1 protein-coding gene is annotated in these 644 nt (G+C 43.3%); it reads right to left on the reverse strand.

The genetic code is table 11. The features are described 5' to 3' along the window. The coding region (locus tag A3738_RS26900) for a DNA gyrase subunit A (protein ID WP_304440136.1) at nucleotides 1-644 on the reverse strand (644 nt) is incomplete at both ends.

Here is a 644-nt window from a genome sequence, read left to right on the forward strand (position 1 = left end):
ACTATCGCCAGCTTTGTAGTTCAAGCCTTTTGGATCAATGTCATGCCCTTTCGCAGCGCGTACCCAGCCTTTTTCAGATAACACGACGGTCACTGGCTCAGAACTGACTAAATCAGTTTCGGAATAGGCTTTTGCATCACCACGAACAACCAACGGAGAGCGTCTATCGTCACCATATTTTTCAGCGTCAGCGAGCAGCTCTTTCTTGATGAGCTTTTTCATCTGCGCTTTTGAGCCAAGTACTTTTTGCAAGTAAGCACGCTCTTTTTCGAGCTCTTCTTGCTCCGCCTTGATTTTCATCTCTTCAAGACGTGCTAACTGTCTCAACTTGGTATCGAGAATGTAATCAGCTTGCACTTCAGTTAAACCAAACCGCGCCATTAAGACGGCTTTAGGTTCATCTTCAGTACGAATAATATGAATGACTTCATCAATATTAAGAAAGGCGACCAATAAGCCTTCCAATAAGTGTAAGCGACGCTCAACTTTATCTAAGCGATATTGCAGCCTGCGTGTAACGGTATCAGTACGGTAACTCAACCATTCACTAATGATCGTACGCAAGTCTTTCACTGCAGGACGACCATCAATACCAATCATATTAAGATTAACGCGATAGCTTTTTTCTAAATCAGTCGTCGCAA

This window comes from Oleiphilus sp. HI0066 (assembly GCF_001635725.1).